Source organism: Halolactibacillus alkaliphilus (assembly GCF_900115465.1).
GTDB lineage: Bacteria > Bacillota > Bacilli > Bacillales > Amphibacillaceae > Halolactibacillus > Halolactibacillus alkaliphilus.
The window spans coordinates 152512-160708 of sequence record NZ_FOWN01000002.1 but is presented as its reverse complement, the minus strand read 5'-3'; the positions used below and the strand labels follow the sequence as shown (position 1 = coordinate 160708).

Annotated in this window: 9 protein-coding genes, 1 rRNA gene and 1 pseudogene; 3 read left to right on the top strand and 8 right to left on the bottom strand. The window is 37.1% G+C overall.

The window, feature by feature from the left end; genetic code table 11:
• A 16S ribosomal RNA gene (locus tag BM163_RS01985) occupies positions 1-247 on the bottom strand; the annotation flags it as partial.
• 415 nt (positions 248-662) lie between these two features.
• On the opposite strand from BM163_RS01985, the gene BM163_RS01980 reads away from it, so the two are divergent.
• Entirely contained in the window at positions 663-1388 is a 726-nt protein-coding gene (locus BM163_RS01980) for a hypothetical protein (RefSeq protein WP_089799685.1), read from the top strand.
• A gap of 56 nt (positions 1389-1444) precedes the next feature.
• On the opposite strand, the gene BM163_RS01975 is transcribed toward BM163_RS01980, so the two are convergent.
• The 5 genes from BM163_RS01975 to BM163_RS01960 form a co-directional block, all read right to left on the bottom strand.
• Complete coding sequence (locus tag BM163_RS01975) at positions 1445-2485, bottom strand: Mrp/NBP35 family ATP-binding protein (RefSeq protein ID WP_089799683.1); 1041 nt, start codon at positions 2483-2485, stop codon at positions 1445-1447.
• Between the two features lie 55 nt (positions 2486-2540).
• On the bottom strand, positions 2541-3245 hold the full coding sequence (locus BM163_RS01970) for an N-acetylmuramoyl-L-alanine amidase (RefSeq protein WP_089799682.1): 705 nt from the start codon (positions 3243-3245) through the stop codon (positions 2541-2543).
• Positions 3246-3418: 173 nt separating this feature from the next.
• A complete protein-coding gene (locus BM163_RS01965; RefSeq protein ID WP_229675519.1) occupies positions 3419-4648 on the bottom strand; it encodes an EAL and HDOD domain-containing protein in 1230 nt (409 codons plus the stop codon).
• A 434-nt stretch (positions 4649-5082) separates the two neighbouring features.
• Positions 5083-5196, bottom strand: coding sequence for a four-helix bundle copper-binding protein (locus BM163_RS14260; protein ID WP_503826025.1), 114 nt, complete (start codon positions 5194-5196; stop codon positions 5083-5085).
• A gap of 223 nt (positions 5197-5419) precedes the next feature.
• Positions 5420-5608, bottom strand: a complete 189-nt coding sequence (locus BM163_RS01960; protein WP_089799679.1) for a hypothetical protein — start codon at positions 5606-5608, stop codon at positions 5420-5422.
• A 267-nt stretch (positions 5609-5875) separates the two neighbouring features.
• Between BM163_RS01960 and BM163_RS01955 the strand changes: the two genes are divergently transcribed.
• Together BM163_RS01955 and BM163_RS01950 are read left to right on the top strand one after the other, a co-directional pair.
• Positions 5876-6175, top strand: a complete 300-nt coding sequence (locus tag BM163_RS01955) for a PadR family transcriptional regulator (RefSeq protein WP_089799677.1) — start codon at positions 5876-5878, stop codon at positions 6173-6175.
• A gap of 4 nt (positions 6176-6179) precedes the next feature.
• Entirely contained in the window at positions 6180-6962 is a 783-nt protein-coding gene (locus BM163_RS01950) for a hypothetical protein (RefSeq protein WP_089799675.1), read from the top strand.
• Positions 6963-7085: 123 nt separating this feature from the next.
• Here BM163_RS01950 and BM163_RS01945 read toward each other — a convergent pair whose 3' ends face one another.
• Positions 7086-7394, bottom strand: a complete 309-nt coding sequence (locus tag BM163_RS01945) for a hypothetical protein (RefSeq protein WP_177200247.1) — start codon at positions 7392-7394, stop codon at positions 7086-7088.
• A gap of 53 nt (positions 7395-7447) precedes the next feature.
• Positions 7448-8197 (bottom strand): annotated as a pseudogene (locus BM163_RS01940) (IS200/IS605 family accessory protein TnpB-related protein); the annotation flags it as partial.

The window sequence follows — 8197 nt, the reverse complement described above, 5'->3', positions numbered from 1 at the left end:
ATAAGTGACAGCAAATGCCGCCTTTTAAAGTGCGTTCATGCGAACGCACCGGTTATCCGGTATTAGCTCCTGTTTCCATGAGTTATCCCAGTCTTATAGGTAGGTTGCCCACGTGTTACTCACCCGTCCGCCGCTCATTCCACAAAGTATCACCCCGAAGGGATCTACTTAGTTTCCTGCGCTCGACTTGCATGTATTAGGCACGCCGCCAGCGTTCGTCCTGAGCCAAGATCAAACTCTCAATAAAATTGATGAGTAATACTTTACTCTGGTTTCAAGCACTAGCTTGTCTTACTTTATTTCTTAACTTACTGTGTGTGTTATTCAGTTTTCAATGGTCAAATGTGTGTGTTGTCGTTTTTTACGACGAGAATTATCTTATCATCGTTTTCTGATTTCGTCAATAACTTTTTAAAATAAAGTTTTAATTAAATTTTGTTGTTTTTGACGCGCTCTTTGCGACAACAGAAACTAATATAGCATATCTCAAAAAGGGTTGCAATACTTTTTTAAAAAAAGATGCAAATCAACTCTAATCACTGATGATCCCTTATGAGTCACAATGTGTATTTACCCTATTCAATTGCCTGGTAAACCTCACGGTATTAAATCACCTTCATAAACATACACTCTATTAACATCATTGAAAGAAGGTGTAGCAATTGTATATCACCTTTCATAAAAAACTACTTTACCGCTTTTCCTTTGTTGCTGTCATCTTATGTATTATTTCTATCCTACACATCATCTTTATCAAAGAAATATTTAATCAATCTGTACCAACATACTTGCCAACTCCACCACCATTTTCCATTCATCACGTCGTCAGGCATGACCAAGCCGTCAGCCTTTCAATCACCTATACAGGAAATAAACAATTCTTACCTTATTTGCTACAAGAACTTAAAAACAGTGACATGACCCTCACAATTTTTTTACCGTTTAATTATTACCATACCACTACTATCAATGAATTAAACGAGACCCTTAACGAGAATGATGGATCTTTATTTGAATGGGGAGGATGGATAGATTATAAACAAGAAACACAAGTAGACCAGTTACCTCCTGAAATTACACTTATCCGGCAACGCAACGCAACACCAGAACAATTAAAGCAAATAGCAACAAACGGGTACACAACAATTGGCGCTAAATTAACATTAGCTGAACCTCACCATCTTTTAACTACAGATAAAAGCAAAGAACTGCTTTCTCATATCAGATCAGGAGACATTATTGCTATAAATATAGAAAACAACATTGCAGCAGCTACAGAACTCACCTTGCAAGTAGGGCAGCTACTTAATGACAGTGGTTTTAACCTAATTCATGTATCACAACTATTGTTTGAAGAAGACAAGCTGAAGATTGAACGTATTGAGTAATACGGCCGCTTCAGCTTTTTTATCTTTAATTTTCATAATCAATATCTAGACATTCACTATTGAACAGCAGCAATAACCGCTTCTGCCATTTTCTTATATAACCATCCAATCGGCTCTTCATCTTGATAAATTGATGTAGCAGTATCCAAACCATCAGGTTGCCCTAAAGGTATAGTAGCAAGTAGTGGGGCATTTAATTCTTTCGCTAACCACTCACCACCACCTTGACCAAAAACATACTCACGCTCTTTGGTTAATTGACTTTCAAAATACGCCATATTTTCTACTATACCTATAATATCGTGATTTGTATTAAGCGCCATTTTCCCCGCCCTTGACGCTACATGAGCAGCAGTTTTATGAGGCGTCGTGACAATGATCTCTTTTGATAACGGTAATAAGGTGTGGACGTTCAGTGCCATATCTCCAGTTCCAGGGGGAAGATCAATCAACAAGTAATCTAAATCACCCCACTCAACTTCAATAAAGAAACTATTTAACATTTTTCCAAGACGCGGACCACGCCAAATAACAGGGTCGTTGCCTTCAACAAAAAAATCCATCGACATCACTTTTACTCCGTATGCTTCTACAGGGATGATTTTATTACCGGATAGCGTGGGTTTTTCAGATAAACCCATCATATGAGGGATACTAAACCCATAGATATCCGCATCAATAATGCCAACTTTTTTGCCTAAGCGAGCCAAGTTAACTGCTAAATTTGCTGTTACAGTTGATTTACCAACCCCACCTTTTCCACTGGCAATGGCTAAAAAAGCGGTCTTGGTAACACCGTTTAGCAGAGGGGACATCATTACCTGATACTGTGGGTATTGTTTTAATTGCTCCTCAGGTAATTGAGAAAAAACAATGCGCACATCACGCGCTCCTGCTTGCAGGAGTTTATTTGTCAATGCTTCTTTTAATTTTATATTCTCCGGTTGATTTAATTTACTTAAAGCAATCTCAATAGCCACTTCGTCCGTCGCCTCATTTACTTCGACTGATTTAATCGCATCAATCTCGACAAAGCGTTTATGTATAAATGGATCTTTCACAGGCCTTAAGATTGTCATTACCTGTTGTGTTTTCATTGTGAATTCCCCCTAAACCATGACTAAATACTACAAGTAGTATAACATACAGGCATTATTCTTTGTCTTTTGAAGAGAGGTAATCGATGATACCATAGAAAATGCTTATCGCTAACTTCTCTTGATAAGCTGTAGTTAAAAGCAGTTGGCGTTCTTCATCATTAGATAAAAAACCGAGCTCAACTAACGCTATTGGTTGCTCAGTTACCTTTAATAAATACACCTGACTAATTGGTAAAGACGTCCTCGAGGTGTTCTTTAATCGCTTTACTAGAGAAGATTGGATTTTTTCGGCCAAGAGCTGACTTTCTTCATTAGTAGGGTAGTAGAATGTTTGCGCGCCTCTCCAGACCGGTTCATCTATCGCATTTAAGTGAATAGAAACTGCTAAATCCGGCTGTTCGCTTTGAATTAATTTTGCCCGATTCACAATGTCTGACCGCTTCTTTTCTCTTAATGTTGTACTATCAGCGTCACTCAAGTCAATATCTTCATCTCGAGTAAGAATCACCGTGGCACCTTGGAGCGTTAGGTGGTCCCGCAAACGCAAACTAACCATAAGCGCGAGATTTTTTTCTAAGATACCACCATAACTAGCACCACCATCCATGCCGCCATGCCCAGGATCAATAACAATTCGGACATCCCCAAGCGGGAGCGGACTATATACCGGCCTAACATCAGGATAAATTAAGACACTTATAATACTAATCAAACTAACCAAGCAGCCGCACCAAGCTAAAAACTTTAACCGCTTCAATATATCTCCCCCTTAACTGCTCTTAGCCATAAACTTGCTACATCATTGTATGTCACCAAATGAAAGAGTATACAGCTAAATACAAAGCCAGTTCCTAACTGAGGGCAGCAGACGGTCCTTTAACCCATATTAAAAAGCAGGATAAGAGCGTTCTCTTATCCTGCTTAAAGTCATCATGTATGGTTAAACAGCGTATAAATCCAACTATTCGCATCTTTATAACACGCGTGCACAACCGTCTCTGATAAGCTTAACTTCTCTGTTAAGCTATCTACATTCGCCCAGTCCACTTGTTCATAACCGATGGCCAAATGCAAACAATCCGTTAAAACACCTTCTTCTTCCTTTAACGCACGTTCAATCGTGTCATTTAGCGATAGCGCTTGAAGCAATTGTACCATCGGTTGACGTAAAATAGCTGGTAATTGCGAGAAGTAGCCTACTAAAAAAGCTTCCTGCGTCTCGCTCAAGCGCATCTGTTCAGCTAAATTCTCACACATCTTTGCTCTGTAATATGAACTTTTAATTAGTGGCTCCACATGTTTAAACGCTGGTTGTTCTGACATATCACGCAAAGCTAGAATATACAACCATTTCTTTAATTCTTGTTGTCCTAACAGGACAACAGCTCGCTCAATTGAATTAACTTTTTGAATTCTGCGATAAGCAGGTGAATTGATAAGCTTTAACAATTTATACGAGAGCGATAAATCTTTCTGAATATTTTTCGCCAACGTAAGCAGCTGAACATCTTCTCGTTCAATTTCTTTCACCAATTGAATATACGATAAGTAATAGGCCGGTATTTCAAATGTTTCAAGTACTTCCGGCTCCATAAAGAAGAAACCTTGAAATAAATGATAACCTATTCCCTTAGCAAAACTAAAGTCCGCCATTGTTTCTACTTTCTCAGCGATTAAACTGACAGATGGATGGTGTTTTCTCATGTTTTTCGCAATAAGGTCTTGTTCATAGCGGGTCGTCTTTAAGAAATCTACTTTTAAATACGTTAGGCACTGAATAATTCCGGCCGACTCCCACTTGAGATAAAGGGTTTGCGTCACATCATCTAACGCTAGACGATAACCGACTTTATTTAAGCGTTTTATTTTACGTATCATAGCTGGGGTTAGTTCGACATCTTCTAGTATTTCAATAACTATATCCTTTGGCGTAGCTTCCTCAAAGCGATCCGCAAGAAGTAATTCTTCAGTAAAGTTAATAAACACTGGATAATGTCCTGCTATCTGCTCAATGCCAATATTTAAAAAAGCATTAATGACCACTTCAACGGTGGCTTGATTACCATCCCAAAGTCGGCCGACGCGATCTGATCGATATAATAATTCATAGGCATACATTTTTCTTTGGCGATCTAATATTGGCTGCTTAGCAACTAGCACTCTACTCAAAATCTATTCACCCCATGATTGTATTTATAGGTAACACTCATACATCGATTGTTATATTTTTTATCCATACTTTTACTTAATATCGACAAAACAAGGTCAAAGTTAATAGTTATATCGTCATTATCTTTAAGACGTATATTCCTAATCGATCACATAACAAAAAATTCGCCTTCCATACTAGAGACTCCCTATTAATTGAGCACTCTATTTACATCGACCTAGACACTACTACTGAGAAGTCCTATCTCGACAAACCGTTAAAAATTTCCGACAGGTTTAATCCTATTATTGACAATAAGCATCTATAAATTGTTCATACTTAACCTCACGAGTATCACATGTTGGTACATAGTAAGCAGAACTGTTTATTAAATCAACTTTGACGGGACATACACGCTATAGATTCCCTACATATTTGAGCACAATCACGAAGTGTTCCAAGGCACTAAACGTTTTTTTCTATGATCTTGTTCTTCTAAACATGCGTTTATACACGCGTCACATTCTCCATCACACTTAACACATAAAGCAATAAACATGTACCCATCGTTGTTGGAAACGTCGAAGATACAACTATATCCATAAACGCCCAGTAATATAGACTACGATTATTACCTCTTCCTCTCGTGCGTTTATATATTTTTCATAGTTCAACTTTTGTAATGCATCAGATTACATTGAGCATCGCTCTTAACTCATTCAAAAAAGCAACTTTCCTCTTCTAAGAAAGTTGCTTTAGTTATATTTTAAAAATTAACTTTATTAACATTCACCACAAGTGCGCTGTTTTTTACTTTTGAATTTTACCCATGTTTTCTCGAAATTATTTCCACAAGCACATTTAAATAATAACTTTTGAGAATAACCGTAGTATTCAGTAGACAGCAATTGGCTAGTTGAATTTTCATCTACATATTTTTTGATTTCATCAATGGTCCAGCGTTTATTCATTTTCATCCCCCAATTAACATCTTAATAACTTGCATCACTTAACATACCATAGATTTAACGGCATTCATACACGCACTTATAATTTCTGTTAGATTACACAAGAGAAGCGAAATTATCAAAGTATATTACACTGTAATAATTTAAGCTGTATCAATTTTTAGTTAGTACATATTTACAAAACTCTTTTATTATATCCAAAATGAATATAACCACTTGCGTTATATTCATTTTGGATATATAATAGACTTAACCGAAAGGAGGAATACAATGGATACTATACCTTTAAGTTATGCAAATTTCTTAATCTTATGGGTACTACAAACACCTTCTCATGGATACGAGATTATGAAAAACATCACCGAAAAAACTAAAAAAAACGTTACGATTGGTCCAGCTACAATATACAGAAGTTTATCTTACTATCAAGAAAACGGATATATCGATTTGATTTCAGAAATGGATAATAAGAAAAAATATAAGTTAACCGCTAGCGGGAAAGAGCTTCTTAATAAACAAATTGAATTTTTAACCTTACTGTATGATATGACAGAACAAGAGAGGAAATAATCTGGTGAAGAGATTAAAATTTTTCTTTAAAGGAAGTTTATCCGAAAGAAAATATTTAACTGCACAAAAAAATAAAGGATTTATTTTAGAAAGTGTCCATCACGGGTTCTATCATTTCACTAAAAATGAGGATTTGAAAAACTCTTCTTTACAGATTGAGTTTACTCAATCTGTAACTGAGTTAAAAGATTTCGCGAAGAAACCTTTCGTTGAAAAAACCGTCGAAAAAGATTTGAACTTTTCAAATTATAAAATCGTGTACAGTTACCTAGGTGACTATTATACAAATAATTTAAACGTTTTAAATGATACTAGTGATGCAGAAGCAAACTATTTAAAAAAAATCAGAAAAAACCTCATGATACTTTATCAACTCTCTGTTTTATTTTTTGTATTGTTGATGATCATTTTAGGTATGAATGAAAGTACAATTAGTTACTATCCCGTCCCAATACCTTTTATGCTTTTAACATGGATTATCCTTTTAATTTTCGGTTTAAAATTAACAAAGAGGATGCATTTGGTAAAGAACAGTGAACCTTCATTGTCTCCAGAGAGAACTGTGATTATTACTTATGAAAAAGAGCGCCCTGACATTGAATCTGCTTTAAGCTACTTAGGCGCATGGCGATATGCAACTAGTAAGAAGTGCAAACACCACTATCGCTTAACCTCACAATTTTCCGAAACGCAATTAAAGAGTGATATTTCGAGTTATTTAGATATTAACGAGGAGGATGTAGAAATTATTTCAAACTTCGGCTTAGCACCAATCGGTTATTTTTAAAAACTTAAACCTTTATAACTATATTAACCCCAGCAATTGAACTACCCCCACCTAACATTCTCACGAATGTTTGAGGAAGGGGATTCCATAAGGACATCCTAAAGGGGACCCATGACCGTTCAACTAAGCATAGGTTTTTCTACTTTCCAACCGCCACAAACCTATTTTCTCAACATCTGTTAAAGCCTCTTGAGGAAATAGTGTGTTCCAGGAACACAACTTGCTTTGGTCAAATCGTTCTGTCTGGTAGAACACATGGGTTCTGACGAAAGACAGGATACGCATCATATACGCCCACCCGGCCCAATGATGTAGACCTTGTTTCTGCTCTGGAACAAGCGAATACAACATCGGTGGGAGTTTTTCTTTAAAGTTCATTGCCCGTCGGGCAATGACATAAGCGGGATTAACAACGTAGACAGCAACCCCCATTTTTTCGGCTCTTGACTTGATCGCTAGGATCATCTTTTGATAAGCAAATTCACTCATTTTCCGATTGGCTTCCCGTACTTTTTCTTATCTTTCAGGTTCATTTGTGTCTGAATGGCACGATGGACATGATCTTGGCCATAAGGAAAAACAACGTCAGAGAGACTAATGACACACTGATTGATAGCCTTAAAGGTAAGGGTATGCGTTTCTGGGTGATAATGAAAGACAAAGTTACCTGATTGCCAAGAAATGGTCATCTTACCGTAACGTGCTGCTGCCCAATCTTTCTGCCAACGCTCAGGATGAGCGTGATACGTCTTTTGTGTTAACCGGCCGCGGGCGAGTTTTTTACTACCGAAACACACACCCGTCACTTTGTTTGTCAATTGAATCAATTGTTTTTCATATCGATCTTTCTTAAAGTTCAATTGGCCCAAGCGAGACTTTAGGTGTTTGATTTCAACATCAAAGTGTTGATGTTCAAAATCATAGGCGCAGTAAAATAAGCGTGTGTAGCACTTATATGTCACAACAAAAAAGGCCCCTTTTTGTTGTTCAGGTGACGTCTTATTAAACGTCGGTGTTCCTTTGACAAAAGAGCCTTTTATTTTTTGAAGGGTCGTCAAGCGCGCCTTCGTCGCTTTTATTTTTTTAACGGCGCTGATTTGTTCTTTTTTATTACGCATGTGCATGTTCTTCAATTCATTTTGCGCGGATAAAAGGGCGCGTCCTTGTTGAACCGCACTGTTCGCATAATAATCATTTAATCCGTAACGTTGCTTTAACCGTTGATGGATGGAGAC

What these genes read in the sequence shown, in the direction of transcription:
- BM163_RS01975 (WP_089799683.1), bottom strand. Translation starts at nt 2,485, where the DNA reads ATGAAAACACAACAGGTAATGACAATCTTAAGGCCTGTGAAAGATCCA.
- BM163_RS14260 (WP_503826025.1), bottom strand. Translation starts at nt 5,196, where the DNA reads ATGTTTATTGCTTTATGTGTTAAGTGTGATGGAGAATGTGACGCGTGT.
- BM163_RS01960 (WP_089799679.1), bottom strand. Translation starts at nt 5,608, where the DNA reads ATGAATAAACGCTGGACCATTGATGAAATCAAAAAATATGTAGATGAA.
- BM163_RS01955 (WP_089799677.1), top strand. Translation starts at nt 5,876, where the DNA reads ATGGATACTATACCTTTAAGTTATGCAAATTTCTTAATCTTATGGGTA.
- BM163_RS01945 (WP_177200247.1), bottom strand. Translation starts at nt 7,394, where the DNA reads ATGGGGGTTGCTGTCTACGTTGTTAATCCCGCTTATGTCATTGCCCGA.